The sequence below is a fragment of the Actinomadura kijaniata genome, assembly GCF_014138665.1.
Taxonomy (GTDB): domain Bacteria; phylum Actinomycetota; class Actinomycetes; order Streptosporangiales; family Streptosporangiaceae; genus Spirillospora; species Spirillospora kijaniata.
This window is the reverse complement of record NZ_JACJIA010000029.1, coordinates 1-25,453: the sequence shown is the minus strand read 5'-3', so window position 1 is coordinate 25,453 and position 25,453 is coordinate 1. Positions and strand designations below refer to the sequence as shown.

Here is a 25,453-nt window from a genome sequence, read left to right as displayed (position 1 = left end):
GTCTGACTGATCGCACATCTTGCTCGCGCGTCGCCGGGCGTGTCACGGACCGCCCACGATCGCGCATCAGTCTGACTGATGGCCTATCGTGCTCCCGCCGCGCCAGGCGGGGCGGGAGCCGCCGCGATACCCCCTGGGGGCCCTCCGCTCCCGAAGCTGACCCCAGCCGCCAGGTAGCCGAGCGTGACCGGCGGGTTGTCATAACGTCCGACGCGACCACCGCCAAGGCCTCGCCGCGGCCGCCGAAACCGCGCGCCGAACTGCGACGACGTTCCTCGTCTCCACGCTGCCGGTCGGATTATCCGGCCGCGCCGCCGTGCGCCGTGCAGGTCTTATCCCGCCCTGCCCGGACCGGAACCCGGTCGGCGGCCGGACGGCGCGTACTCGCCGTGACCTGCGGCGATCGATGCTCAACTGGAGGCCGCCGAGGCCGAGGGCCCCGAGTGCGGCGGCGACACCCCGTCACCGGACACTTTCGCGGACCACCTATGTGAGACGGGGTCGTCGCAGGTCGTGATTCGATTCGTCGAGTGATCGCGGTTGTCCGGTGAGCGTTCCCCTAACGGACACCATTGGAGGTGGGCAGGAGATGGCAGACAGAAAACGAAAAGCTGCTGCGCGTGACCGAACCCGCAAGATGATGGAGAAGACCGGCATCATAGAAGAAGGCGACAACCCAGACCACGATGTCGGCGCTCCGACTGAGCCGCGACCACCACCGCCGCTCAGGAACACCGGTCTCGGACGTTGGAGGGTGAATGACCGAAGAGCAACAGCTACAACCTGGACTCGGCGCGCGGGCCAAAGCGGTCGCCCGTGCTTACCTGGATCCCCGCGGCCGCGCGTCTCGATCCGAGTACATCGCGTTCACTCTGGCATTGTTCCTTGCGTTCGGGGCTGCGACCGGTGCGGACGAGAGCAACGCTCCTGGACTGATCAGCTGGGGCATCGCATACATCGCCCTGGCGATGCTGCCCATCTGGTGGATCGCAGTGGTCCGCCGACTGCACGACTGCGGTTACAGCGGCCTATGGAGCCTGTTCCTTCCGACCCCGCCTGGGTTTCTCATCCTGCTGATCGTCTGTGCCATCGCGGTCGGCGACCCGGTCCCCAACCGCTTCGGACCACCACACAACCAGCGCTGAAGTTCTGACCTGGGTGTTGCCCTTTCGGGCTTATCTTCCAACGACCTCCGAACGGCCAGTGGCGTTAACCCGAGCCCTGATGGCTCGCTAACGCCACTGGCCGTTCGGTTGCTGCTTAATGAGGTGCCGTTAACCGATGCGCCACCGGCCGCAAGTGGTCTGCTTGGACATAACCCATGGGGGCGACGTGAACGTCTGAACTGATGTGAGCGAACCCCACGAGGCTTCCCCAGCGTCTTCAGCTCCTGATCCTCCTACCCCGTCCGCCGAGCGGGACGCCGCTGCGCCGTCTGCTCGGTCACCGGAGTCACAGATCCCCCCGCCCTCCACCGACGAGCTGAAGGACATCCCCGCCGATCGGCGTCTGGAACTGCTGGAGCTGCAACGCCAGCGCCAGGACGCCGAACGCGACCGGCGGCGGCACAGCAAGCACCAGTGGTTCAACAGCATCGGCATCCTGATCGGCGTCCTGGCCGCCGTGGCCGGCCTGGTCACCACCGCCATCACCTGGCGCATCGGCCAAGACCAGCTCAAGGCCACCCGAGAAGGCCCGCCGCTCCCGAACGTGGCCCCGGCCGTCAGGTAGCGAGTGCGCCGTAGGTCACGGGGCGTACACGCCACCCGGCTCCGCGCCGGGTTCCGGTCCGGACACCAGGGGATAGGTCCGACGCACCGCACGCCGCACGGGCCGGATAACGACACGACCGCGCCTCATCGTCGGTCGCGAAACCGGAAGTCGTGCAGGTCGGGGCCGTGCGGCGGCCGCCGGAGCGAGGCCTTCGCGGTGGTGGGGTTCGGACACTATGTCGAGTCGCGCCTCACGCTCCGCTACCTGGCGGCGTGGGCCACGTTCGGGAGCAGAACGCCTGGGGGGTAGATCCATACCTGGGTACACCCGGCCACCGGTGTCGTTGTCCGGGTCGATGTGCTCGACGTCTCCCTGGTCGTCGCCCTAGTCGCGGTATCCCAAGTCCGTGTAGAGGGTCAGGTCCACCACCACGCGCAGCTCGTACAGCGGATCGTCCTCGCTGTGCGCGCCCAGATCGCCCATCCAGTTCATCGCCACCACGATCGCGAAGCGGTGTCCGCCCAGCCAGTCGGCGGCCGCGTGCAGCAGTTCCGCCTCTTCCGAGCCGGTGAAGGTCAGCAGTCGCAACGAGCCGGGCGAGCCGGTGTCTTCCCGGAGGCGGACCGGCACGTAAGGGGTGGTTCGGCGTCGCGCGCGGCCGATGCGTGCGGTGGCGTCGGAGGTGTCATCCATGCGCGCGATCCTGTCCAGTCGCCAGCCCGCCGCGCATACTGTGCGGCGCACACCCGACAGAACCCTCGCTCTGTCCGCTCCGCGTCCGGGCGCGGTGTCTTTCTGGCGTATTCCGGCCATTACCCCTGTGGGCCGGGATGGTGGGTGGAGGACCGTGACGGGAGGGCGCGGGGCGAATCGACTGAGAACCGATGTCAAGGCGCGGAACATCGTGGATAATGCCGTTGCCCGGTTTTCTTCCCTGCCGAGTTGGATATGAACGATCCGTCGTGGTACCCCTCCTATCGTGCGCCCTGGTCGTTCCGCCTAGGTGCTCTGGCCGTCACTCTGCCCTCCGGCGCTCCTTTGCTGAAGGAAATCCTGGCGGACGGTTGGCTGCCCTGGCCTGTCCGCCTCGCGCTGGCCTTGCCGCTCATCGCCACAATTCTGGTGGTCAACGGCCTCGGCTGGCGGCCCTTGACCAGGGCCCGTCCCTCTCACCTTGTGACTCGAAGGCTGTTGAAAGCCAGAATCACTCCTTGGCCGCAGATCCGGGCGATCGGAGAGGACGACCATGGCCTCCCAGTGGCGGACTTGGTTGACGGCCGACGCATCCGCCTTCCGATGGTTATCGATGACGCCCGCAGCACCAAAGAGGAAAAGCTTGAGGATCTGTGGCGTATCTGGCAGCTACAGCGTGAGCGGACATGACCGCATTTAAGTCCAAGATCACGAGATCGGGGCGCGAGGAACATCCGTTGCGGACACCGGTGATGCCAGCGGCGTTTGACGACTGCAAGCAAGACCCACGCCGCCTGGACCACCAGCGACGGAGCAGAGATGACCGGCGACCGATGCCCGACCGGTCCATACTGTGTGCCGCACACCCGACAGAATGTTCGTTCTGGTGGGTTTGGCGACTGCACCGTTCCCGGAGTCTGCGCAGGTCAGCGCGGTGCGGGCCGGACTAGGGCTCGGTCGAACTGCAAACACGTGGTTTCGGTCCTGGGGTGCTGATCGTCGTCCACAGCCGAAACCCCCAGGTCACTGACTCTGTGAGGTTGCTGCCTGTGTGCCCCCCAGTGGCAGGGGAGGCTGGTTGGAGACTTCACGCAGCCGGTTGAACGCGCCTTCGCGCGGAGGGTCGGCGTCCGCCGGAGCGGTGCCGGGAGCCTCGTCGTCTGCCTGCGGAGGCAGTGCCAGGACGATCGGTGTGGTGCTGTCACGGGTCAAACGCGCTTCTTCGAGAATGCGCAGGGCCTCGGTCCGGGCCTGCGACACGGTGAGCTCGGCTTCCCGTCTGGCAGCGGCGATGGCAGTGTCAGCGGTGTTTTGGGCGATTGCCAAGACCCGGGCGGCGGCGTCCATGTGATAGCCCCCCATGTCCACAGTTTCCCCAGGGGGCGCCAAGGGGTCAGCATCCAGCGGTACGGCCATCCGCCTGTGCTCCGCCGCATGGTGGGCGCGGTCCAGGATGTCTTGGGCGGCCTTGTTCGCCCTGCGTTCGGCATCCACCAAGATGAGCCGCCCGCGTTTCACCGCGTCCTGCAGAATTTCCTCGGCCCTGGCGTTGAGCTCGGCCAGCGCTTGAGCCTTCCACTCCTCAACGGCCGGCCGCGCCCGCTCTAGCACTGCCTGAGCCTCCTGGTGGGCCTGCTCAAGCTGTCCTTGGGCCTGTTGGTGTGCAGCTTCGCGGATCTCCTCGGCCTCCTGCAGCCCCCGCACCCGTAGCTGGGCGGCTCGGTCATGGCCCTGCTGCACGATTTCCTCGGCTTTTTCGGTCGCAATTTCCAGCAACCGCAGAGCCTGCTGCCGGGCCTGTTCTTCGCTGGCGGCACGATCGGCGACGGAACCGCCGACGGCATCATCAGCTCTCTCCCATGCCCTCGCCCACGGCTCTACCTGGTCTGGTGGCACCCCGCAGACGCGAACGAAGGCCACCAGGGTCTCCTTGCGCAATGGAGTGCCGGTGCGCAACACCTGCGGAGCCTTGGACTTAGACAGCGCCAACCCCTGCTGGCGAGCTCGGGTCTCCATCATGCGATAGGAAGGCCGCCCCGCCCGCTGGTACAGCTTCTGCAGCGCCTGGGTCAGTTGCTCTCGATCAGTGATGCTGTCCAGGTTCAGATCGTCGGTCCTGGGGGCTACCTCCACGCCGCGCTCCTCACCCGTCCGTGTCCACCTGCGTCCCGCCACGTCCACTCGCAGCGGCTACGCGTCCATGGGCGTCCACGAGCCTAGAGAAAGTCGTGGACACACGGGCGGCAATGTCCATGGCCAAACCCAACTTGTCCGGACTCGCCCCCAAGCCGTCCCTCGCCGTCCATTCCCGAATGGACGCCGTTGACCTGGCTTTTCATGGAGTCACGTCGAGCACAACGCCGACGCGGGCTCACCGGTCGCCTGTCACAGACCGGCCAGGAAGGAACCAAGCCAATGACGGCCGCCCCCACTTCCCGCACCCCCGAGGAAACCCGCCATGAGACCCGCTACTGGCGCATCCGGACCCGGCTGGAGGTCGTGCGCCTGGGCCTGTGGGCAGCGCTGCAGGCCGTCTGGGAAATGATCCACCGCAGCTAGCCGCGGAGGTGACGGGCCTCCTGCCCGAACAGATTTGGCGATCCAGCAGGCAGGAGACCCGTCCACCTAGAACACCCAACCCCTGGTCTCCACGCAAGTGGAGACCAGGGGTTGGTCATGCCCAAGCTGCCCGTGAGCAGGGCCGGAACGACTCGGCGCACTCCGCCGCCACCACGGCGAACGTGGTTCTGTGGGCAACGGACATTTGTCCCGTGATCGCGCATCTGGGATCAGTGCTCAGCGCAAAAGCAGAAGGAGTCACCGCACGCGTAGCAACTGGGCCTGCCTTGGCATCGACACGTCCGTCGCGCGCCGCAGGCGACCGACTTCGTGTGGTACTCGACGACCTCGGCATCGGTCTCGTCGTATTCGCCATCACAAGTGGAGCAGTTCGTCATGGCGCCCGACTGTGCCAGAACCAACGGGAAGGATCGCTCCCATACCGTGCTGCAACCCACCGTCCCGGTAGGGAGATGGCCGCCACGACCTCGGGCACCGCTTCGCCGGATGTCCGGCGAAGCACCCCCAGCCCCGCACAGGAGAGGAGGATGACTGGCCGGGCCCGCCCGGTTTTCAGCGCTCGCTACAGACGTCCCTTGAAGGCCCTCCGCTCTTGAAGGAGAAGATGCGGCGTCGCAGCCTTGTGCGGGCGCGGCAGGCCGCCCGGATTTCTGCCCGGGCGGCCCCGCGATGCCGTTGCCGTTGTGAGTGGGTGGTCTACTTCCAGAACTCCCCGAACATCTCGTCTGCCGGTACCGGCAGCGGCGCGGTGGTGGAGGTGGGGGAGGGCCGTTCGAGCTGGCTCAGGGACAGGGCGAGGAAGTCGCGTTCCTCGTTGAGGCGGTCGCGTTCGTCGGTGAGCTGGGCCAGTTGCCGCACCAGTTGGGCGTTCTGTTCGCTGAGCTGGGCGATGACGCGTTCGCCGAGCTCGTGGCGCATGCCCAGGTTCGCCAGGCGCTGCTCCAGCTCAACCACGTTGGCCGGGCCGTTGCGCAGCAGGTGGTTGACCAGGTGCATGTACAGCTTGCGGTCCTCGGAGATCTGTTGCTGCAGGTGGCGGACTTCCTGCTTCAGGAACACCACCTCGCGTTCCAGCCCCAGGGTCTTGGCCCGCTGTTGGTCGACGGTGTGCAGGTGGCCGGCGACGGCGTTCTCCAGCTCGGCCAGCTCGCGCTGGCTCTCCTTCAGTGCGCGTTCGGTCTCGGCGACCAGCGCGGTGCGTTCGCGGCCGGCGCTGTCCAGCGCGCGCTGGTGGTCGGCCTCGCGCTGGCTGAGCTCATGGTGCAGGCTCTCCACCTGGGCCTGCAGGAACTGGGTCTGCATGTTCAGGTCCGAGCGGGCCACCTCCATCTCGTGCAGCTGCTGGCTGTCGTTGATGTTGCGCTCCAGCGCGGTGTTCAGGCGCTTGCGGAACTCGGCGGCCAGGCGCTGGGAGCGCTGCAGGTCGTGCTTGAGGAAGTCGACCTTGTCGTCGTCGGTGGGCTCGCGCGGCGGGTGCGCCTCGCAGGCGGCCCGGTGCAGCGTGATGAGCTGGACGTGTTCCTCGGGCGTCAGCTCGCGCTTGTCGTTGAACGGTGCCACGAAGTACACCGACAACACCCGCGGGTCGGGGACCGCATCACCTTTCAGGTAGGGCATCAGCTTGGTGTTGCCGATCCCCAGCCACTCAAAGTGCTCCTTCTGGGTCATGCGCGCCGCCCGCAACTCCAACAGGTATTCCAGGAAGGCCCTCACCTCGGGCTTGCGCGCCGCATCGCCGATCATGTCTTTTCCGTGCTTGGCCACCGCCGTACCCCGTCAGCATCGTGCGCTTCCTGCTCCAGGAACACAGCCCCACTGAACTGGACAAACGCCAGCTTCCTGGACCAGGAAACACGAAGATCATTAATTGGTGTCGGCTACTTCGCCTTCCTGCTTCAGGTCCGGCGCGCAACCGAGAAGGATCATTTTGCCCGCTCGGGACGACACCTTTGGACGGCTGTCCGAGATATCCCGATGCGCGGGTTTAGTCCATTACTGCAACGTAAAGAAGCAGGGAGGCAACGATGCCTTTTCCCTACCCTCGCCGGGTGCTGGGCGCTCTGGTCGGCCGTTCCGGCGGCGGCGACGCCCGCGACGCCAACCGGGGCGCCAACCGGGGCGCCAACCGGGGCGCCGACGGCAACGTCGCCAGCGACCTCGGCGGTGATGCCGCTGGTGGCCGTACCGCTCTGGCGGTCTCGGTCAAGCCGCGGCCCGGCCAGCACCACCCTGTGCGCCGGGCCCGCCGCCCGCGCCGGGACCGGTTCGGCCGCAAGACCTGGCGCCTGGGCCAGGCCGCGCTGTTCGCCGCGGTGCGCGGCACCGCCTACACCCTGGGCTGCGCCGGCGGCGCCTGGCTGCTGTGGTGGCTGAGCCAGCGCTGAGCCACCAGCAGGTCGGCCAGCAGAGCGGCTAGCAGAGCGGCTAGCAGAGCGGCGCCGAGCTGGTGGCGCTGACGAAGCGATGACACGGGCGGGCCTCCTGCCGCCATGGAATTGCGGTCCAGCAGGCAGGAGACCCGCGTCGTTCAGCACACCAACCGCCCCCAGGCGGCGCAACCCACCAGATCCTTTCCGCTCCGTGAAAACTTGGAACGCCGCTCTGACCTGCAAAAACGGCGGGCTGGTTTCAGAAATCCGACCGGGCATGAGGCCGGACACGTCGAACGCGGCGCCCCAGAGCGACCCCATAAAGGGACGCGCCCGCCCCGCCGCGTGCGGATTCAGGGACGGTGCAGCAGGTGTACCAAGGTGTCGGGACTGTAGGAGGTGATCCCGTTGTCGGGGCCGGTGGCGGCGCTCCAGGCGATCGGGATCAGCCCGCCCGGCCACCAGGAGGAGCCGGGCACATCGTCCAGGCGCACCACGGCCGGGTGGTGGCCGGGCAGAGCGACCACGTCGCGGTCCCGGCAGGCTCGCAGCCGGACCGGCTTCATCCTGCCCTCACAGCGGAGGGAGGGGCGTGGGCCAGGGGCCGGGCTCGGGGCGGCGGCGCGGGCCGGGCGGGGCGGGCTGCGTGGTGCCGCGCAGCAGGGGGCGGTGCTGCAGGTCGGTGACCGGGCCGCCGTCACTCCAGCACACCGGCGTCTGGTGCCGGGTGGGGGTGGTGGCGCGATGCGCGCCGGGGTGACCCGTCGGGCGAGTGCAGGCGAACTCCATCCATTCGTGCCGGGCGCGGGCTTGGCAGGCGCCGAGCCTGTCGTCGACGTCGTCCCCGGCTTTCGTCACGGCCGATGGTTTCGTCACGCCATCCGAAGCGCCCGCCGGGTCGCCCGCGAGTTCGTGCACGACGGTCTCGGCGGGGTCACCGAACAGCGGGCCGGGCACCGCCAACATCTGGCTGATGGCCTGGGTGCGGGTCTTGCCCCCGGCCACCGGGCGATCCTTGGTGTTGTAGGCGGTCCACACCATGCGCCGCCCCTTGGTCTTGAGCACCACGCCGAGCTCGTCGCGCCGCTCGGGGTCCCACCGGTCGCGCACCACCACCAGATAGCCACCGCCCTCGCAGCGGGGCGGGTCGGCCACCGCCGCGGCCAACTGCCCCTCGGTATAGGGACACAAGGGCTTGTCGTTCTTAGGCCGGGCCTGCACCCGGCGCGCGGTCAGCGCCTCGGGCGGCAGCTCGGGCAGCGGGGCCGGCGCCCACAGCGCCGCAAACAGCGCCATCACCGCCTCCTCGCGGCGGCGGGCCGATCCCGGCACCGGGCCGTCCAGGGTGCAGGCCACATGACGGGAGCGGTCGCGTTGCAGCCAGCCCACACACCTCCCGCGCACCAGCACATCGGTGCGGCCGGGCACCCGGCCCCGCATCAAGCTCCAGCGCGCCAACGTCGCCGGGGCCACCTCCAGGGCGCGCCCGCGATGGTCCCGCAGCTCCCCCACGTCATAGGTGGTGTCCGGGCCGGTCGTTACCCCCAACGCCGCCGCGGCGGCGCGAACGACCGCCCAGAGGTCCAGGTCCGTGGTGGTCGCCACCACGCGCCCGGCGGCATCGTGCACCTGCCAGCCGTCGCCGGCTCGGTCCCCGGTCTGGTCCCCAGCCCAGTCGTCGGGACGGTTAATCCAGCCGACCCGCCGCCCGTCGGCCACCACCAGGTGCACGTCATGGGTCAGATGGGTCAGCACCACCTCCCCCACCACCGCCAAGCCCGCCATGTCCTCGGCATTCACCGCGCCCTCAGCACGCTCGACGCCCTGGGGGACGGCAGCACCAGCAGCGGGCACGGGAGAAGACACGGGAGCACGGTCCCGGTTTTCGTCACGGTCGCTGTTTTCGTCACGCCGCTCGGAGGCGGCCGTCGCAGTGGTCGTCGCGGTGGTCGTGGTCACCGTGTTCGCCGGGGCCGTGTTCGCCGGGGCCGTGTCGCCGGGGGCCTGCAGCGCGGGCACCCGCAGATCCCACAGCCTCCGGTAGCGCGCGTCGTGCTCCTCCAGATGCGCGCGCCCAGCCTCGGTGATCCACACCCGATCAGGCACCGTTGGTCCGCCACCGGGAGGCCGATGCGACACCAACGGCTCCTTGCCCTGGCGTTCGCGCATGGTCTCCAGCCAGTGCCAGGCCTGGTAGTGCCGGTCGCGCATCCCGGCGTCCCCTCGCAGGTAGGCCGCGACCAGCCACTGCCACAGCCACGCCGACAACAACCCCCGTGGCGGACGGCGCAACTCGCTGAAGTCCACCTTTCCCAGGGTGGACGGCCACCAGGTCACCGCCGCCTCCGCGGGCCCGTCCTCGGGTACCTGCCCGGCCTCCTGCTTCGAGGGTGCCAAGTGCGCGGCGGCCGCGGCCGGGACGGCACCGGCCGGGCGACCGGTCCCCGCTGCGTCACGCGCCTCCTCGTCACGCGCCTCCTCGTCACGAGTCTTTTCGTCACGAGCCGGTGTTACGTCACGGCCCGGCCCGGTGGACGGGGCACCCGACCGGGGGGACCGGGGCCGCGCGTCCGGGCGGCCGCGCCGCTGCAGCTCCTCCACCAGCTCGTTCAGCGCCGCCTCCACGCGCGGCCGGTCCACTCCGTACCGGTCCAGCGTCTCCCACCCGTTGTTCAGGGCGCTCTCGACGGCCAGGGCGGCGTGGAAGGCCGCCAGACGCCGCACCTCAGCATCGCCCCTACCCTCTGCGGCATCCGCCGCTGCGCTCGACGCGCTGGCCGTGCTCTGGCGGGCGCGATAGGCCCTGGCCTGACACGCCCGAGAACAGTAAGCGCGCGGACGCCCCCGCCGCCGGGCGGCGAACTCGGTCCCGCACACGATGCAGACGGCCACGAGACACCCCTTCCCTTTTCATCACACATCCTCGGCGTGACGAAAACCAGGTTACGCCGCATCCGTGACGAAAACCAGCACCTTCCGTGACGAAAAAGCGCCGACGTCCGGAGCGCGAGCCCGCCGGGCACGCCGCTGTCACCGGTCCGGCCAGTGACAGCATGTGGCGGCGGGACGCTCCGGCGAAAAAGCCTTTGGGCCGTCTGCGTGAGCGCGGACGGCCCAGCGGTGCCCGCTCGACGTCGTCCCGCGCACGGCACCGTGTCCACGCGGGTCCGGCCCGGCCACTCTCCGGGCCGGGCCGGACCCGCGCCCTTCACGCGCACGCCTTTTTAGCGGTGTGACCGGTCATAGCAGGACAGAACCGCAGGTCGGAGCGTTGCAGGCCGACATACCAAGGAAGCAAGCTTGCAAGCTTTCTTGTTTGCTGTCCCGCTACGCTGCCGCGCGGTACACCACCGCGTCCGCGCGGAACGTCCCCGCAGTGAAGGAGGAAGGGCATGGCAGCACCGCCGCACTGGGCGATCGCCACGCACAAGGGAGGCACGGGCAAATCCAAGCTGATCGAACTGATCGCCGCGGCCGCCGCCGAGAAGGGCGACCGGGTCCTGGTGGTGGACATGGACGCCCAAGCCAACATCACCCGCCGCCTGCGAGCCCAGATCCCCGCCGAACCCGCCGAGCGGCGGCAGTCCTCGCTGGCGTCGGTGCTGGAGCGTCCCGGCAAGGGGGAGATCGCCCGGGTCCTGGTGCCGTCGGGATGGGGCGGGGTCTACAGCGAGCGGATCACCGTCGCGCCCGGGCATCTGGACCTGGAGCTGCTGGCACTGACGGCCGGGCAGCCCTCCAGTTCCCGGCGGCTGCTGACCGCGCTGGCCGGGGTCGTCGACGACTTCGACCTGGTGCTCATCGACTGCCCGCCCAACCTGCTGTCGCACCTGATCGACAACGCCTGGACGGCCTCGGACCTGCTGTGGGTGCCGGTGGAACCCGAGTTCGACGCGGTGGAGGCCGCCCGGCGCGTGGTCGAACGCGTCGAGCGCGACCGCGACCTGCTCAACCCCGACCTGGCCGTGGCCGGGTTCGTCATCAACCGGTTCCGTTCCCAGCTCACCCTGCACAAGCAGCGCGCCGAGGAAACCGCAGGGATCATCTCGCCCGCGGCGGTGTGCCCGGTGCGCTTCCCCGAGCTGGTGGCGCTCAAGAACGGCAGCGAGTTCGCCCAGCCGATGAGCGAGCTGGGCACCGAGGGCCGCGCCATGGCCACGCTCGGCGCCGACGCCTACGCCTGGATGACCACGCGCGGCCAGATGCTGATGGGAGCCGCCGCCTGATGCCCCGCTACGACGACGTGCCCAAGGACGAACAGCTCCCCCGCACCCGCACCACCGCGCCGCCCGCGCCGCCCGCGCCGGCCGCAGCGGCCCCGGCCGCTGAGCTCGCCGAGGAGGCATGGGTGGCCATCACCACCACCGTGCCGGTCAGCGTCCGCAAGCAGATGTCGGTCGCCTGCGCGATCCACGGCGTCAAGCTCAAAGACGCCGTCACCGAGGCCCTACGGGCCTGGCTGGCCGACCACCCACCCCGCCTCGACTAATCAAGCAAGCTTCCAAGCTTGGAATCTTTCAAGCTTGGAAGCTTGCTTCCTGGCTTGCCTGGTCAAGGCCTCCTAGGTGTGGTCGTAGTGATGGCACCGGTTCGTGGGGTCGGTCTGATGGACAACCGCCGCACACGTGGAATGTCGGAGTAGTTCCGTATCGTGCGGGTCGTCGTCGCCCTGCCGTTGGAGCTGCCGATGCGCACGCCCCCGCTCTACGCCGGACCCAACGAACGTCCGCGCCAGCATCCACCTGTTGAGACGAACGGCGAGTTGGCGGTGCCGTTGCCGCTACTACTGGCCTCGACGTTGGCCCCGGCCTCGGTCGGGGTGTTGCTGCACCTGGTGGCCTGCCCGAGGTGCTTCACCGGCGCCGACCTCCACGAGCACAACGTCATCGGTCGGGCGGCGGCCAAGACCGCCATCACCGAGCTGATCGAGAAGGACTACTACCGCAGCGAGGAACGCCCCACCCGGGACGGTGATCAACTCCGATGCGTGCAGATCGCGCTGGTTCCCGGCCAGTTTGGCCCGGCGCACTGCCTGTCTTGGGTGTACTTCGTCTCGCGCGGCGGCCTGATCAAGATCGGAACAACGGCCGCGCTGAGCACGCGGATAAGGCAACTGGGCTATGACGGTGGCCCGGTCACGGTCGAGGCACTAATCACCGGCGGCCCTGTCATGGAAGCCCGGTTCCACCAGGAGTTGGCCCGGCACCGCGTCCACGGCGAGTGGTTCACCGACGGCCCGGCCGTCCGCCGCGTCATCGACCAGATCAACAAGGGCAAACGTCGGGGCGCACGGCTGTAGGCCTCACCAGCGACGGTCAAGCCCTCGACGTCGTCCGCCCAGGTCAGGCCCGTTTCCACTAAAGCAAGCAAGCAAGCTTGCAAGCAAGATTTCTTGTTTGCAAGCTTGCTTGTTGGCTGGTCAACGCCATAGCTGGTGCACAAGAACGTCAGTGTGGTTAGGCGTCCTTGGCCATGCTGGTGAAGCGGCTGTAGTGGCCTTGGAAGGCCAGGGTCGCGATGGCGGTGGGGCCGTTGCGGTTCTTGCCGACGATCAGGTCGGCTTCTCCGGAGCGGGGGGATTCCTTGTCGTACATGTCCTCGCGGTGGATGAGGATCACTACATCCGAGTCCTGTTCCACGGCGCCGGACTCGCGCAGGTCCGACACGGCCGGGACCTTGTCGACGCGGGCCTCGGGTCCGCGGTTGAGTTGGGCGAGCATCACCACGGGGATCTGGAACTCGCGGGCGATGAGCTTGAGGCCGCGGCTGAGCTGGGAGACCTCGACCTGGCGGTTTTCGGCGCGGCCGGTGGCGCGCAGCAGTTGCAGGTAGTCGACCACCACGAGGCCGGCGGCGCCGACGTCGGTGCGGCGTGCCATCCGGCGCAAGGATGCGCGCAGGGTGTCCAGGGTGACGGTGGGGGTGTCGTCGATGACCAGCGGCGCGGTCGCGACGCGGTCGGTCATCGCGGCGACGCGGGTCCACTCCTCCTCGTCCAGGGTCCCGGCGCGCACGTGGGTGAGCAGCACGCGGGCCTCGGCGGAGATGATCCGCTGGATGATCTCCTCGCGCGGCATCTCCACCGAGGAGAACAGCACCGGCACGCCCTGGCGGATGGCGGCGTGCCGGGCGATGTCGGTGGCCAGCACGCTCTTGCCGGTGCCGGGCCGGGCCCCGATGGTGATCAGCTGGCCGGGTCGGAACCCGCCCAGGATGCGGTCCAGATCGGCGTACGGGGCGGCCACGCGGCCGGTGGTGTCCTCGCCCTGTTCGATGCGGTCCAGCACCTGCAGCAGCGCCTCGCCGAGCACTGGCGGGTCCTCGCCGACCTCGTCGTGGGTGATGAGCAGTTCGTGGGCGCGGGCGATGTGTTCCTCCACCAGGTCCGGGTCGCCTTCCATGCCCATCTGGACCAGGGCGGTGCCGGTGGCCACCAGCGCGCGCATGCGCGCGCAGCGGCGCACGATCTGGGCGTAGTAGCTGCCGTTGGCGGCAGTCGGCGGGGCGGCGAGCAGGTCGTGGACATAGGTGGCGCCGCCGCCGATCCGGCCGATCAGGTCCCGGTCGGCCAGGGCCGCGACCACCGCGACCGCGTCGTGGGGTTCGCCGCGCCGGGACAGGTCCAGGATCGTCTCGAACACGATCTGGTGGGCGGGGCGGTAGAAGTCGGCGGCCCGCAGGATCGGGGTGACCTCGTCCAGGATCTGCGGGGACAACATCAGCGCGCCCAGCACGCACCGCTCGGCGACCAGGTCATGGCGCGGCGTGTGCACCGGCGCCGGCATCGCGGCCAGGTCGTCCAGGCCCTCGGCTGGGCTCGGGATGGTGGTCATGAAGCCTCCTCACCGGGACGAACGACAGGAGCCGTCGTCCCGGGCACGCGACTTGACAATGTAAAGGCAGAGGGCTGGAGCTGTACACGCGCTCCAGCGGGAAGACTGGTCAGCCGACGGCGGCGCGGGCGGAGACCTTGGGGCTGCACTTGGGGCAGTGGTAGCTCATCGGCATCCCGACCTCGTCCTCGACGTCGAGCATCCGGGACACCTCGTCACACTCGCCACACCATTCAGGCTTGCCCCTGGAGGGCTCTGAGTTCACCCGAGGCGCACCCTTGGCGGTCAGGGCATATCCGAGGTCCCTCCAGCCCTGCTGGCCCATCCAGCGGGCTATCAGGGTCAAATGGGCGGCGCTGTGGCCTTCGGCGAGAAGTTCCTCCGCCTGTTCGGCGATCTTCTGCTCTCCAGCCGGCACCCGAGGCAGCTCGGTGCCCTCGGTCCACGCCTGGGCGATCTTCTGGGCCTCCTGGGCATGCGAGGAGACCTTCGGCGGCGCGGGTGTGGACGGCGGAGCCGTTCTCTCTCTCTCTTCCGTCGCGTCGACCTCCGCTGAGGCGCGCGGCGGCGGTACCGACGCCTCTTCTCCTTCGCGCTGTGCGCGCTCTGAGAGAGAGATCTTCTTAGAAGAAGGAGGAACCGCCGCACTGGTGCGGCTACCCCTGGCCGCATGGATGCGGCTACCCCTAGCCGCACCGGTGCGGCCACCCCCCCGGCCCTGCTCACGAGCCGCGCGGCGGGCCTCGGCGCGGGCGGCGGCACGCTCGTCCCACCACTCGTGGTCCAGCAGCTCATAGACGCTGGGCAGGTGGCGCTTGGGGTTGTTGGGGTCGCGGCGCCGGTGCACGCGGATGATGCCGCGCTCCTCCAGCCGCTTGGTGGCCCGATCCACGGTGTCGAGACTGCGACCGATGCACTCGGCCAGCCGGGCCCGGGTGGGGATGTCCTCGTCGTCCTCGCCGGCCTCTGGATCGCTGTCGCGGTACTCAACGTCCACGAAGCTGGCCAAAGCCGCGTACAAGGCCTTGTCCACGGGGTCGATCGACCCATCGCGGGCGACCGTCGCGTCGAACTTGATCCAATCCAGGTCGCACTGACGAACCACCCGAGGGGTGAACCTCGGCGGGTCGCTGGGTACGCTCATGCTGTACGTCCTTCTTGCTGTGGCGGCGGGAAGAGACTTCGCTGGAGACGCCGGGAGTTGCCGCTCCCGGCTCTCTGCGTTTTAAGGGACGCTACCGCTCTGCCTGCTGAGAGTCGGGGCTGTCCAGCGGCCATTGAGCGGATCGTGCGCGCTTGAGCTCTGTGGCGATCTCAACGCGGTCCGCAGGGATCACGCAGATCGTTACTTCGATCGGCGCGTTCGTGCGAGCGGAAGTACCAACCCGAGCAAGCTCCAGGGCAGGCATGGTGTCGGGCATGTCTACCTGCCGAGCTTCTTCCGGGGTGGGCATGCGCGCCCTCATGTACTCCATCCAGGCGATAGGGCCGTGCCCGGCTTCTTCAAGCCTGTCCAAGTACCCGCCGCGTCCGGTATCCCGGTCAGCAACTCGTGGTGCATCCGCGACTGCCTGAGGGTGAACCCAAGTGTCCACCAGCTGAAAGGGGGGGTCGCCGGTTGGCGATGTGACCCGCCGTCGCCGAAGTGTCAACGTTCCGGGTTCGAGCCTGAGTAGCTCGGCCGGACGTTCGGGGATGGGCAAAGTCTCCCGACTCGGTCGACCGTGCACCTGCCACGGTTCGTCTGGGCTGGTAGCCGCTGGCATGACATAGCCGCGCGCTGGGTCGCGGGTAACCAGTGTCCCTCTTTTGAGGCGGCGGCGGTTGCCACGTTCTCGCACGGTGATCCCCCGGCGCTTCACCACGGAAATCAGACCCTCTGCCTTCAGGATCGCCAACGCGCTGCTGATGACTCCGCGCCCCACGCCGTATTCCTCCACGAGGCTGGCGTAATCGGGCAAAGTCGTCCCTGGTATCCACTCGCCTGCCTCAATGCGTCGCCGCAGGTCATCGGCGATCTCGCGGTACTTGGCGCTCATGTCGATCACATTACAGTACCGGGACTGTTGACGAAAGATCGGGGTGGATGCATGCTTGATGGTGTCAGTCAGTTCCGGAACTGAAGAGATGTTCAGTCCCGGAATAGAGCGGCCCCGGAGGGCTAGTCCGGGGCCGCGCACCAGACCAGGACTCGTGGAAGGAGATCGGTCCGGTGACGAACACCATCATCCCTCTGCCGGTGGCGAGGGACCACATGACCTACCTGGGGGCGCTCGCGTTTGCGCTTCCCCGGATCGACCTGGAGGCGTGGTCGCCCGAGCCGTTGGCGGGCGAGTGCGCCGAGGACGTCGAGGCGCGGTTGGCGGCCGCCGACGACTTCCTGTCCGACCTGCTGGAGGAGTTCGCCGGTGACGTGGCGGTCCAGGAGCGGGAGCTGCTGGCGTGCCTGCTGGGTGAGTACCGCGACCTGGAGACGGCCGGGGCGCTGCTGACCGAGCTGCGCGCGACCCTGCAGGGGGTAGCGGCGTGATGACCTGCATCAAGGCCGGGTGGCGCTTCCCCGGCGAGGTGGAGACGGTCGGCCGGGCCCGTGAGCTGCTGCGGACGGCGCTGGGCGCTCACCTGACCGGTCACGAGCTGTATGCCGTGCTGCTGGCGGCGACCGAGCTGTCGACCAACGCGATCCGACACAGCAACAGCGGGCGGCCGGGTGGCTGGTACGCCCTGGCCGTCGAGGCCGACGTCGACACCGTCCGCGTCGCGGTTGCTGACGAAGGCGGCGAGGAGGAACCGCAGGTCGCGGTGGCGGAGTCCCTGGAGGACCTGGACGCCGAGGGCGGCCGGGGGCTGGGGACGCTGGCGCTGCTGGGGTCGGTCGGCTGGGCGGGCGGCCCCAACGGACGCCGCGTGTGGGCCGACCTGCCGGTCGGGGCGATCGGGGGCGCGCGATGACCCGCAAGAAGCAGACCCCGACCAAGGCCGCCAGCGTGGTGGACGCGGTGCGCGCGCAGAGTGCGCAGGCGGCGGAGCTGGCGCGCATCTCCGGGCAGGAGCGCCTGGCCGATCCGAGGCTGAACCCCGCGACCCGGGCCCAGCACGACGCGCTGCGCGATGAGCAGCAGCGCCGCGCGCTGGATGCTGCGCACCAGCGGGCGATGCGCCGCCACCGCGTCGCGGATGCGGCGGCGGCCGATGCCGAGGAGACGCTGAGTGCGCTGGCGCTGGCGCGGCAGACCTCCTCCCCGGCCCGCCGGGTGCTGGCCCTGCACCAGGGCAAGCGCGTCTATCTGCGGGTGTCGCTGGCCGCCAGCGTGGTGCTGGCGGCCGGATCGGCGCTGGGAGTGGAGGCGGCGGCCCGGCACCTGGACGCGCCGGTCGGTACCGGATGGATCGCCGAGGTTGGGCTGACGGGCCTGGCCACGGCGGCGATCGCCTACCGGGCGCACCTGGCCGAGAACGGCGGCCACCTCGGCAGCGTCCGCGAGCACTGGCAGGCGCGGGTGCTGTGGGCGTTGATGACGGTCCCGCTGCTGGTCAGCGTCATCGCCAACGTCTCCACCGGCAACGTGCTGGGCGCGGCCTGCAGCATCGGCGCGGCGGCGTTCGCGTTGCTGTCGGCGACGGTGGCCGACCGGTCCTCAGCGGCGATGACCGCCAACGCCAAGCAGGTGGACACGGTCGCTGAGAAGGAGCTGCGCGCCACCGCGATGGGCGAGAACGTATTCGCCGCTCCCGCCCCGGCGACGACGATGGTCCCGCCGGCGGCCGGTGCGGCGCTGGAGCTGGAGTACGCCGGGCCGGTCGTCGAGGACGACGGCCAGGAGCACGCCGAGGAACACGTCGGGCGCGACCTGGAGGCCCCGGCCGCGCCGGTCATCGACCGGCAGGCGCTGGTAGAGGCGGTACAGGCGGCGGCCCTGGAGGCGCTGTCGCCGCGCCCGGCCCAGGGCGACGACCCCGAGGACGGCGACGACGGCGACGGGGTGGCCGAGGAGATCGCCGCCGAGGTCGCCCAGGGCGTGGCTGAGCTGGAGCGGTGGCTGCAGCGGCCCGACGAGGACCCGCCCGGCGGGCCGGGCCCGGTCGAGCCGCCGACCGCCGACGACGGCGACCAGGGCGCGGCCCTGGTGCCCGCCGACGCTCCCGAGGACGAGGGGACGGACACCTCGTCCGGTGCCCCAGCGGACACGTCGCCGGACAGGTCGCTGGACACATCGGCGGGGCCGGGTGGACACATCGACGCCGACCGGCCGCGACCGGCCTCTGAGGTCGCGGGGACAGATCGCGGGGCCGGGCGGGTGACGGCGGCCGCGCGGGCGCGGCGGGACGCCGGGCTGCGCACCCGTTACCAGGTGGCGACGGTGCTGCTGCGGCTGCCGCACACCTCCAACGCCGCGCTGGCCGAGGCGCTGAAGCTCAGCGCCAAGACGGTCAAGCGGCACCGGAACGCCTTGCGTGAGGCCGGATGGGACCGCCTGACCGACGCCGAGCGGGCCGAGTGGGTCGCCGCGCTGGGTGAGCAGATCGGAGAGACGCGATGACGCTGGTTCAGGCGTGGACGACGCCGGGTGCTCTGGGCGCGGTGTTCGCGGCGCTGTACGCGGCGCACCAGTTCGGCGATCACTGGGTTCAGACGCACCGGCAGGCGGTGTTGAAGGGCATGCGGGGCCGGGGCCCGCAGGTGCGGCGGGCGCGGCGGCTGTGCGTCGGGCACGTGCTGTCCCTGGCGGCGACCAAGCTGGTTGCGCTGCTGGTGGTGGCGGTGGCCACGGGCCTGGAGCTGTCGCCGGTCGCGGTCGCGATGGGCCTGGTGGTGGACGGGATCAGCCACTACTGGGCCGACCGGCGCGAGCCGCTGATCGCCCTGGCCGAGCGGATCGGCAAAGGCGGCTGGATCCAGGCAGATCCGCAGGCGGCCTACCTGCTGGACCAGTCGTTCCACGTCGTGTTCCTGCTGGTGGCAGCCCTGATCATCGCGGCGGGTGCGGCGTGAGCGCGGATGCGACCGCGCGGCCCTGGGGCGCGCGGGTGCGGCACACCCCCGAGGTGGTGCGCCGCACCCGCCGCCCGGCGGCCCGCGCCGACGGCGTGATCACGTGCGGGACCGGGATCCGCGAGTACGTGCTGACCTGCACGTGCGGGCGGACCTGGGAGCCGCACCCCTCCAAGCGCATGGCGGAGATGGACCGGCACCAGCACCTGGCCGAGGTCGCCGACGTTCCGGCTGGCGAGCGGTGCCGTCAGCCCGGTCGCCACCGCACGCCGCCGAGCGAGCGATGCGCCTTGTGCGCCGATCAGCTCAGTTTCGACTTCACCCCTGACCTGGACGGAGACCCGTCATGACGATCGTGACGAGCTTGGCGGCGCTGCCGAAGCGGATCGGGGCGCGCCGTGACTACACCCGGCTGACCGGGTGGCTGAACGACACGCTGGAAGCGCTGCGTGTGGAGGTGGTGCCGAGCCAGCGGGCGGCGCTGATGCGCGAGGCGTGCGGGCTGCTGGAGGACCTGGCGGCCCGGCACACCGAGGCGTGGGGCCGTGACTGCGACGCCGAGGGGCGTCCGGCGGCGGTGTCGATCGGCACGGCCGCGCAACTGCTGGGAGTGGTGGCCGAGACCGAGCTGACCGCCGCCGAGGACGTCCGGTGGGCGGTCCGGGGCCTGAACGGCCCCGTCGACTCCGTCGGCGTCGTCGGCGCGGACGAGCTGGTGGACGCCGACGCCAGCGCCGCCGAGGTGGCGGCGAACTGGGCGCTGATGGCCGAGCGCCGTCTGTGGGCTGAGCTGGGCCACTGCCGGGATCGGGCCGCTCGTGCGCGGCTGCTGGAGCAGCTGCACCAGCAGGTGCGCATCCACGTGGGGGAGCGGGCGGCCGGGGTGCTGGCCACGGTCGCGGCGACCGACTGGCACCTGGCCGGGCGCCACGAGCGGTGCTGCCCGCCTGAGGCTCCGACGGTGACCCGGCCGCTGGTCGCGGCGGTGTTCTTCGTGATCGGCGTGGTGCTCCCGGTCCCGCTGCTGCCGATGACCGGCCCCGAACAGGTCCTGGTGGCGGCCGGGGCGGTGACCGGCACGGCCGGGGCACTGGGCGCGCGGCTGTGGTGGATCGGCCGGATCGGACGGTCGGCGCGTCGGGGCGGGGGTGAGCGGTGATGGCGCTGTCATCGACGCCCCCGGGCCGCTCGGGTTCCTCGTCCTCCTCGTCGTCCTGGTCCTCGTCGGCCTCGTCGGCGGAGGTGTCGCGGGCGCGGGCGGTGGCGCGGCTGCTGGTGGGCCTGGTGGTGGGGGCGCTGCTGGCGCTGGATGACCTGGTGACGGCCGCGTGCGGGGCGGCCCCGGTGGGACCGCGGCTGCGTCGGGCGGCGGCGCGGGCGCGGTGGGCGCTGGCCGACCGCTACCGCGCCGCCCGGCACCCCGACGTGGTGGACGCCCAGGTCGTGGATGACACCGAGCTGCGGAGGTGGCTGTAAGTGGCGGAGATCAGCGAACTGGCCTCGATCGAGTTCGAGGGCAGCCTCGGGGAGGCGTTCAAGCTCTACGGCGAGGCCCTGGAGGAGATCGCCGACCGGTGGGCGACCGAGCTGGCGTTGGCGGCGGCCGACGCCGAGGCGGCGATGACCACGATGAGCGGCCATCTGCTGCTGTTCGGCCTGGACACCCGCGTCAAGGCGCGGCGTACCGCCAAGCGGCTCAAGCGGGCCCAGGAGATGGTCGACGCGCTGGCCGCCCGCGGCGACAAGTTCCACCGCGACTACCGCAAGCACTTCCGCGCCGACTGAACCGGCCGGCCGAACTGACGCAGAAGGGGACGACATAGATGGGCACCGGGATCGAGCGCATCGACCGGATCGGCCGCACGGTGTTCGGCGGTCGCAAGGTGGCGATGCAGATCGCCGAGTACTCGCGGATCAACCAGGCGTTCGCGCACGACCTGGCGCGGGAGCTGGAGGCGGCCGCCAGCGCCGCCGAGGCGGCGATGCGCGAGCTCAAGCACGACCCGAACGTGAAGGTCCGCAACGTCGGCTGGCGCGCCTGGTGGGTGGCGCGCCACCTGCGCGAGGGCCGTGAGCTGTGCTCGGGCATCTCGGCGGAGATGGTCAAGTTCAACCTGCAGTTCCGCCGCGAGTTCCTGGAGAACACCGGTGAGCAGCGCCAGACCTCCACCAGCAACTACCGGGGAAGGGTGAGCCTGTAATGGCCCGCAAGACGACGCAGGCGCTGGCGGTGGTCCAGGACGCCACGATGGAACGGGTCGCGGTCGCGGCGGTCTCCAAGGTCGGGCCGCTGCTGCCGCCGTGGATCCTGCTGGGCGGCGAGGCCGGCGGCGCGGCCCTGTCGCACGCGCTGTGGGGTGGGCCGGGCTCGGTGGCGTGGGCGGCGATCGCCTGCACCCTGGGCTCGACCGCCCTGACCGGGCTGACCTGGCTGGTCAGCCACCGGCGCCGCCTGATCGGGCGGGTCCACTCCACCGCCACCACCGCGGCGGCCTCGGCGTGGTTCACCACCGCCACCGTCACCGGGGTGACCGCCGAGCCGGTGGCCGGGGCGCTGTTCTTCGGCGGCGCCACGGTGGCCCTGTCCTGGAACATCCGCTCGGTGATCCGGATGACCAGCGACGGCGAGGAGCTCTCCGGCGGTGAGGCCCTGTCCATGCTGTTCGACAAGGCCAAGGACAAGGCCGGGATGGGCGGGGCGCGGGTGCGCACCACCGAGGTCAACGACCACAAGATCAAGGCAAAGATGCAGCTCCCGGCGGGGGAGATGACCCATGAGGACGCCCAGAAGGCCACCGGGCGGATCGAGTCGGCGATGCAGCTTCCGCCCGGCGCGGTGCTCATCAGCAAGGATTCCGACCGCGCCGACCGGGCCGACATGAGCGTGTCGGATCCGCGCGCCATCGACCACCCGGTGCCCTGGCCCGGCCCCTCCCACCCCGGCGCGTCCATCGACAAGCCGCTGCGCATCGGCGTCTACCAGGACGGTGACCCGGTGGAGTTCCGCTTCGTCGGCTTCCACCTGCAGATCCAGGGGATGATCGGCTCGGGCAAGTCGATCGGTGGGGCGTGGAACATCACCGGGGAGCTGATCACCCGCCGCGACGCGGCGGTGTTCAGCATCGACACCAGCAAGGACGACCAGACCATGGGGCCGCTGCGCCAGGGCCTGCACGGGCTGGCCACCACCAAGGCGCGTGCGGTCAAGCTGATCCGCGCGATGCACGCCGAGATCCCCCAGCGCACCGCGCACCTGGCCAAGATGGGCCTGCAGAACTGGGAGCCCGGCTGCGGCCTGCTGTACTGGGTGCTGCACATCGAGGAGATCGCCAAGCTGTTCGAGATGCTCGACGGCGAGGACGAGGAGCGTCTGGCCGAGATCGTCAAGGAGATCCGTAGCGCGGGCGGTGGCTGCCTGATCAGCCTGCAGCGCGCCGACTACACCCAGATCCCCACCCTGATCAGGTCCCAGATGGCCAAGATGTGCTTCGGCGTCGCCGACCCCGACGACCTGAAGTACGGCGTCTCGGCACGTCAGCGCAAGGCCGAGGTCGTTCCGCACGAGTGGGAGAACCACTTCCCGGGCAAGGCGTACCTGGACGCCAAGGGCATCGACAACGCCCACTTCGCGATGCCGCTGCGCACCTACTCCTGGGGCCCGACCGGCCGTGAGGCCAACGAGGCGATGCGCGCCCACGCCGCCGCCTTCCCGGCCGCCGCCAAGAAGGCCGACGAGTTCACCCGGCGCGTGATGGCCGCTCTGGGCGACGACGACGCCTCCACCGGCCCCGACACCACCACCGCCGCCGCGTCCGCCTCGGCGGCGTTCAGCGGCCCGCACAGCCCCCACGGGGAGGCGAGCATGGACGAACACACCGACACCGACGCCGAGCGCGCCGAGTTCGTGGAGACCTGGAACCAGCTGCTGGGCGACGCCGCCGAACTGGTCATCACCAGCCAGCACGCCTCGGCGGCGATGCTGGCCCGCAAGCTGCGTCTGCCCGCCGAGGACGCCGCGCACCTGATCGAGGCGCTGGAACGCAAGCACCTCATCGGCCCGCCCGACCAGGAAGGGCGCCGGGCGGTGCTGGTGGCGGCCGACGCCGGCGCGGCCGCGGTGGTCGACCAGCTGCGTCGCGAGGGCGACGCGGTCACCGCCGCGCTGCGCACCGAGGACCCCGACCCGGCCCTGACCGCCGGGCCTGAGCAGCAGATCCAGGCCCCCACCGAGGCCGAGGCCGCCGCCCTCCAGGCCGACGACCCCGGCGCGCCCCTGGACGCCGGGGCGGCCCGGGTGCTGCTGGCCGACTGGTTCCGCCGCCGCCACGCCGCCGGCAACCCCACCTTCACCGCCGACGACGACGAGCTGCTGGCGCTGCACCGCCGCGTAGGCCGCTCCCGGACCTGGATCTATGAGGTCCTGAAGGAGTTCACCGCCGTCGGTGTCTTGCAGACCAGCCGGGACAAGGGCCGCAAGTGCTGGACGGTGGTCGACCTGGCCCCGCTGGACGACCACATCCCCCACGACCTGCAGCCCGCCGCCTGACCCATCCCGCACCCGCCGACAGGGGCGGCCCCGGACCTCCGGGGCCGCCCCTGTTCGCGTCCGGCGCGCCCTCGCTCGTGCTCCCGGACGGGCCCGCCGGGCACGCGCGTGCGGCTGCGCGTGGGAGCGCCCGCCCGCCCAAGATGATCTTGTCAGCGCGTGTCAGCGCACCCGCGTCAAAAGCCCGTCAGCGCCCGTCAGTCAGCCGTCAACGGGCCCATGACCTGTAACTCTCTCCCCCACGCCCCCTCTGACCGTCAGAAGCCGTCAGCCCCGACGAACCCGACGACCGATCATGCCGACCGGCGGTCGAGAAACACGCCGCGCCCGCGACGCGACAACGTCCTCACCCGCAAAGCACCGACATGCGGTAGGGCAATCGGTAGGGTCGTCGGTAGGACAGATTGGAGCGCTGACCATGGCAACGATCAAAAGGTCCGTCTCGTTCGACCAGGACGCCTGGGAGATGGCCAAGGCGGCGGCCGCGCGGGCGGGGATGTCGCCGTCGGCGTGGGTGTCGCGCGCCGCTCGACGGCAGGCGATCAAGGACGGCTACCAGGGCGGCCCGGTCGGCGCCGAGGCGGACGTCGAGGCCCTGGCGCTGGCTGATGAGACCGAGGCCGCCGCAGCCGAGGAGTGGCGTGCGGCGGGGTGAGATGTGGCGGTACTCCGCCAAAGGCCCGCGCGGCGAGCGCCTGGTGCTGCTGGTCTCCAGCGACGGCATCAACGACGACCCGCGCCGCAACTGGCTGCTGGCGGTGGAACTGGCCGAGAACGACCCGCGCGATCTGCTGGCGGTGCCGGTGCCCGGCCGCCGGTGGGCTGATGCCTCCACGGTCGTGCGCGTGTACCGCCGCTGGCTGATCGAACCGGTGAAGGTCCTGGACGCCGAGACGATGGACCGCGTGGACGCGGCCCTGCGCGCGGCCCTGGACCTGTAGGCCCGAACCCGTGGACGACAACCCCAGGAGGAACCTGATGGCGCGCAGGCCCCTGCACACCATGACCAAGATCCGGTGGCTGGTGCTGACCGTCGGCACCCTGGCCCTGGCCCTGACGGTCGCGCTGGCCGACTCGGTGACGGCACTGTTTGTCGCCGGGTACGCCTGGACGCTGGGCGCCGCGACCCTGCTGATCGCCGAGTGGATCATCGCGCGGACCCGCAACCACCCGCAGGTCCGCATGGCCAACGCGCGGGCGGGCTCGCTCGAACGCTGAGCGGCCGTGGCGTCGTGACGTCACGACGCCATGAGTGAAGTACCTGGCAGGTCCCGGTCGCGCGTGCGAGCGTGAGCGCGGGGCCAGCGGATCGGAAAGGATCCCAAGGCAATGATGTTGCACGGCATGGCGATGGTCGCCGACACGGTCGCCGACCTGGTCGCCGCCGCGCCCAAGGACGACGTCAACACCGACAACCTGGCCAACTGGCTGCGCGGAATCTTCGGCCCGCTGTTCCTGGTGATCGTCGGGATCGTGGCGATCTTCTTCCTGTTCACCCGTGAGATCACCCGGTTCGTTCAGTTCATCGTGCTGGCCATCGCCATCGGCGTGATCTTCTACTACCCCGGGTTGATCCAACTGATCGCCAAGGGCGTGGCGACCGCGTTGGGGATGGACCCTAACGACACCAACGGCGGCTGACCCGCGGCTTTCGGCCCGGCGCGGCTGCGCGCCGGGTCAGGCCCGCGCGTTGAGCAGCACCGCCGCCACCACCGTGATGGTGGCG

The 25,453-nt window shown here is 70.3% G+C and carries 30 protein-coding genes; 22 read left to right on the top strand and 8 right to left on the bottom strand.

Annotated features, from left to right (window positions below):
• Positions 1-758: 758 nt before the first annotated feature.
• Complete coding sequence (locus HNR61_RS46300; RefSeq protein ID WP_182849524.1) at positions 759-1,145, top strand: DUF805 domain-containing protein; 387 nt, start codon at positions 759-761, stop codon at positions 1,143-1,145.
• Between the two features lie 205 nt (positions 1,146-1,350).
• Positions 1,351-1,731, top strand: coding sequence for a hypothetical protein (locus tag HNR61_RS46295; RefSeq protein ID WP_182849523.1), 381 nt, complete (start codon positions 1,351-1,353; stop codon positions 1,729-1,731).
• Between the two features lie 366 nt (positions 1,732-2,097).
• Here HNR61_RS46295 and HNR61_RS46290 read toward each other — a convergent pair whose 3' ends face one another.
• Positions 2,098-2,406 carry a hypothetical protein gene (locus tag HNR61_RS46290; protein WP_182849522.1) on the bottom strand — a complete coding sequence of 103 codons (309 nt, stop codon included), beginning with the start codon at positions 2,404-2,406 and terminating at the stop codon, positions 2,098-2,100.
• Positions 2,407-2,661: 255 nt separating this feature from the next.
• Between HNR61_RS46290 and HNR61_RS46285 the strand changes: the two genes are divergently transcribed.
• Positions 2,662-3,096 carry a PH domain-containing protein gene (locus HNR61_RS46285; protein WP_182849521.1) on the top strand — a complete coding sequence of 145 codons (435 nt, stop codon included), beginning with the start codon at positions 2,662-2,664 and terminating at the stop codon, positions 3,094-3,096.
• A 333-nt stretch (positions 3,097-3,429) separates the two neighbouring features.
• Here the strand turns inward: HNR61_RS46285 and HNR61_RS49765 are convergent, their stop codons facing one another.
• Positions 3,430-4,539 (bottom strand): hypothetical protein, encoded by a 1,110-nt coding sequence (locus HNR61_RS49765; RefSeq protein ID WP_182849520.1) that lies wholly within the window; start codon positions 4,537-4,539, stop codon positions 3,430-3,432.
• 282 nt (positions 4,540-4,821) lie between these two features.
• Between HNR61_RS49765 and HNR61_RS46275 the strand changes: the two genes are divergently transcribed.
• Entirely contained in the window at positions 4,822-4,965 is a 144-nt protein-coding gene (locus HNR61_RS46275) for a hypothetical protein (protein WP_182849519.1), read from the top strand.
• A 717-nt stretch (positions 4,966-5,682) separates the two neighbouring features.
• On the opposite strand, the gene HNR61_RS46270 is transcribed toward HNR61_RS46275, so the two are convergent.
• Positions 5,683-6,729, bottom strand: coding sequence for a hypothetical protein (locus HNR61_RS46270; protein ID WP_182849518.1), 1,047 nt, complete (start codon positions 6,727-6,729; stop codon positions 5,683-5,685).
• A gap of 281 nt (positions 6,730-7,010) precedes the next feature.
• Between HNR61_RS46270 and HNR61_RS46265 the strand changes: the two genes are divergently transcribed.
• The gene (locus tag HNR61_RS46265) at positions 7,011-7,370 is read left to right on the top strand and encodes a hypothetical protein (protein ID WP_182849517.1); all 360 of its coding nucleotides are present in this window, start codon (positions 7,011-7,013) and stop codon (positions 7,368-7,370) included.
• Between the two features lie 338 nt (positions 7,371-7,708).
• Here HNR61_RS46265 and HNR61_RS46260 read toward each other — a convergent pair whose 3' ends face one another.
• Both HNR61_RS46260 and HNR61_RS46255 read right to left on the bottom strand, forming a co-directional pair.
• Positions 7,709-7,921, bottom strand: a complete 213-nt coding sequence (locus HNR61_RS46260) for a hypothetical protein (RefSeq protein ID WP_182849516.1) — start codon at positions 7,919-7,921, stop codon at positions 7,709-7,711.
• A gap of 7 nt (positions 7,922-7,928) precedes the next feature.
• A complete protein-coding gene (locus HNR61_RS46255) occupies positions 7,929-10,079 on the bottom strand; it encodes a hypothetical protein (protein ID WP_182849515.1) in 2,151 nt (716 codons plus the stop codon).
• Positions 10,080-10,747: 668 nt separating this feature from the next.
• Here HNR61_RS46255 and HNR61_RS46250 point away from each other — a divergent pair.
• The 3 genes from HNR61_RS46250 (at position 10,748) to HNR61_RS46240 (ending at position 12,654) form a co-directional block, all read left to right on the top strand.
• Positions 10,748-11,581, top strand: coding sequence for a ParA family protein (locus HNR61_RS46250; protein ID WP_182849514.1), 834 nt, complete (start codon positions 10,748-10,750; stop codon positions 11,579-11,581).
• Positions 11,581-11,844 carry a hypothetical protein gene (locus tag HNR61_RS46245; protein WP_182849513.1) on the top strand — a complete coding sequence of 88 codons (264 nt, stop codon included), beginning with the start codon at positions 11,581-11,583 and terminating at the stop codon, positions 11,842-11,844. Before HNR61_RS46250 ends, HNR61_RS46245 begins: the two co-directional genes overlap by 1 nt.
• 162 nt (positions 11,845-12,006) lie before the next feature.
• Entirely contained in the window at positions 12,007-12,654 is a 648-nt protein-coding gene (locus HNR61_RS46240; RefSeq protein ID WP_182849512.1) for a GIY-YIG nuclease family protein, read from the top strand.
• 157 nt (positions 12,655-12,811) lie between these two features.
• On the opposite strand, the gene dnaB is transcribed toward HNR61_RS46240, so the two are convergent.
• The 3 genes from dnaB to HNR61_RS46225 form a co-directional block, all read right to left on the bottom strand.
• Entirely contained in the window at positions 12,812-14,188 is a 1,377-nt protein-coding gene (gene dnaB, locus HNR61_RS46235) for a replicative DNA helicase (RefSeq protein ID WP_246445197.1), read from the bottom strand.
• Positions 14,189-14,297: 109 nt separating this feature from the next.
• Complete coding sequence (locus tag HNR61_RS46230) at positions 14,298-15,332, bottom strand: helix-turn-helix domain-containing protein (RefSeq protein ID WP_182849511.1); 1,035 nt, start codon at positions 15,330-15,332, stop codon at positions 14,298-14,300.
• A 91-nt stretch (positions 15,333-15,423) separates the two neighbouring features.
• The gene (locus tag HNR61_RS46225) at positions 15,424-16,227 is read right to left on the bottom strand and encodes a GntR family transcriptional regulator (RefSeq protein ID WP_182849510.1); all 804 of its coding nucleotides are present in this window, start codon (positions 16,225-16,227) and stop codon (positions 15,424-15,426) included.
• Between the two features lie 173 nt (positions 16,228-16,400).
• Here HNR61_RS46225 and HNR61_RS46220 point away from each other — a divergent pair, with 173 nt between their 5' ends.
• From HNR61_RS46220 to HNR61_RS46155, 14 genes are all read left to right on the top strand, one after another.
• Complete coding sequence (locus tag HNR61_RS46220; RefSeq protein ID WP_182849509.1) at positions 16,401-16,718, top strand: hypothetical protein; 318 nt, start codon at positions 16,401-16,403, stop codon at positions 16,716-16,718.
• Entirely contained in the window at positions 16,718-17,140 is a 423-nt protein-coding gene (locus tag HNR61_RS46215) for an ATP-binding protein (protein WP_182849508.1), read from the top strand. Before HNR61_RS46220 ends, HNR61_RS46215 begins: the two co-directional genes overlap by 1 nt.
• Positions 17,137-18,729: a winged helix-turn-helix domain-containing protein gene (locus tag HNR61_RS46210; protein WP_182849507.1), complete on the top strand. Its 1,593-nt coding sequence runs from the start codon at positions 17,137-17,139 to the stop codon at positions 18,727-18,729. The genes HNR61_RS46215 and HNR61_RS46210 overlap by 4 nt, the downstream gene beginning before the upstream one ends.
• A complete protein-coding gene (locus tag HNR61_RS46205) occupies positions 18,726-19,181 on the top strand; it encodes a DUF3307 domain-containing protein (RefSeq protein ID WP_182849506.1) in 456 nt (151 codons plus the stop codon). The genes HNR61_RS46210 and HNR61_RS46205 overlap by 4 nt, the downstream gene beginning before the upstream one ends.
• The gene (locus HNR61_RS46200) at positions 19,178-19,531 is read left to right on the top strand and encodes a hypothetical protein (RefSeq protein WP_182849505.1); all 354 of its coding nucleotides are present in this window, start codon (positions 19,178-19,180) and stop codon (positions 19,529-19,531) included. The genes HNR61_RS46205 and HNR61_RS46200 overlap by 4 nt, the downstream gene beginning before the upstream one ends.
• Positions 19,528-20,340: a hypothetical protein gene (locus HNR61_RS46195; protein WP_182849504.1), complete on the top strand. Its 813-nt coding sequence runs from the start codon at positions 19,528-19,530 to the stop codon at positions 20,338-20,340. Before HNR61_RS46200 ends, HNR61_RS46195 begins: the two co-directional genes overlap by 4 nt.
• A complete protein-coding gene (locus HNR61_RS46190; RefSeq protein ID WP_182849503.1) occupies positions 20,340-20,657 on the top strand; it encodes a hypothetical protein in 318 nt (105 codons plus the stop codon). The genes HNR61_RS46195 and HNR61_RS46190 overlap by 1 nt, the downstream gene beginning before the upstream one ends.
• Positions 20,658-20,966, top strand: coding sequence for a hypothetical protein (locus HNR61_RS46185; RefSeq protein WP_182849502.1), 309 nt, complete (start codon positions 20,658-20,660; stop codon positions 20,964-20,966).
• Between the two features lie 38 nt (positions 20,967-21,004).
• Positions 21,005-21,382 (top strand): hypothetical protein, encoded by a 378-nt coding sequence (locus tag HNR61_RS46180; RefSeq protein WP_182849501.1) that lies wholly within the window; start codon positions 21,005-21,007, stop codon positions 21,380-21,382.
• On the top strand, positions 21,382-23,727 hold the full coding sequence (locus HNR61_RS49760; protein ID WP_182849500.1) for a DNA translocase FtsK: 2,346 nt from the start codon (positions 21,382-21,384) through the stop codon (positions 23,725-23,727). The genes HNR61_RS46180 and HNR61_RS49760 overlap by 1 nt, the downstream gene beginning before the upstream one ends.
• 418 nt (positions 23,728-24,145) lie before the next feature.
• Positions 24,146-24,382 carry a hypothetical protein gene (locus HNR61_RS46170; RefSeq protein WP_182849499.1) on the top strand — a complete coding sequence of 79 codons (237 nt, stop codon included), beginning with the start codon at positions 24,146-24,148 and terminating at the stop codon, positions 24,380-24,382.
• Entirely contained in the window at positions 24,369-24,668 is a 300-nt protein-coding gene (locus tag HNR61_RS46165; protein ID WP_182849498.1) for a type II toxin-antitoxin system PemK/MazF family toxin, read from the top strand. Before HNR61_RS46170 ends, HNR61_RS46165 begins: the two co-directional genes overlap by 14 nt.
• 37 nt (positions 24,669-24,705) lie before the next feature.
• Entirely contained in the window at positions 24,706-24,945 is a 240-nt protein-coding gene (locus HNR61_RS46160; protein WP_182849497.1) for a hypothetical protein, read from the top strand.
• Between the two features lie 111 nt (positions 24,946-25,056).
• Positions 25,057-25,368 (top strand): hypothetical protein, encoded by a 312-nt coding sequence (locus tag HNR61_RS46155; protein WP_182849496.1) that lies wholly within the window; start codon positions 25,057-25,059, stop codon positions 25,366-25,368.
• Positions 25,369-25,453: the final 85 nt, after the last annotated feature.